Source organism: uncultured Microscilla sp. (assembly GCF_947493425.1).
GTDB lineage: Bacteria > Bacteroidota > Bacteroidia > Cytophagales > Microscillaceae > Microscilla.
This window is the reverse complement of the sequence record NZ_CANLRP010000428.1, coordinates 1-762: the sequence shown is the minus strand read 5'-3', so window position 1 is coordinate 762 and position 762 is coordinate 1. Positions and strand designations below refer to the sequence as shown.

1 protein-coding gene is annotated in these 762 nt (G+C 47.8%); it reads left to right on the top strand.

Translation table 11 applies throughout. From position 1 onward, the window contains the following. On the top strand, nt 1–762 hold a 762-nt coding region (locus Q0954_RS34180; protein WP_299466640.1), incomplete at both ends, for a helix-turn-helix domain-containing protein.

Genomic DNA, 762 nt, shown 5'->3' with positions numbered 1-762 from the left:
AAAAACCTGCTCGTGGAAATTTCTTTGCTGCAACAAAAGCCCTTGGGCTGCATTGCCTCTAACGAGCATTTTGCGGCTACCCTTAATATTAGTAAGCGTTCGGCGGCCAGGTATATTTCGGAGCTTGTCAAAGACAACTACCTGATTTTGTCAGGATTTGACGGGCATCACCGCCAGCTTCGGGTCAATTTTGCCCGGCTGGAACCTCGACAAATTGGCAAGGTTGAGGGACAAACTGGCATGGTTCAAGGACAATTTGGCGAGGTTCAAACGGCACAACCATGCCAAAAAGAGCCAGCAACCATGCCAATTTGTCCACATAGTAGTATCAGTAATGAGTCAACTAACAATATCTCTATAGAAGAAGAGAAAGAGTTGCTTAAAAAAGAAAAAGCTACTGTACCACCCAAAAAGAAGCAGGCGCCTAAAACGGCAGAAGTTAAGGTAGTCAAAAAGCCAACGCCTAAAAAAACAAGCCTTGCCTCAGAAGTCAAGCTGCCTTTTGCTTCGGATACTTTCAAGCAAGCCTGGGACGACTGGCTGAAGTACCGCACGGAGATCAAAAAGCCCTACAAATCGGCACTCAGTGTACAACGCATTTTGGATAAGCTGGCGGGGTTTGAAGAAGCCTTTGCCCTGGAACTTATCGGGAAGTCGATTGCCAATGGCTGGCAGGGTTTGGTGTTTGCCAAAACGGGTGAGCAATATCAGGAGTGGCTGGCCACTAAAAAGAAAGCAAGCCAGGGCACAGGCACCCGTGCC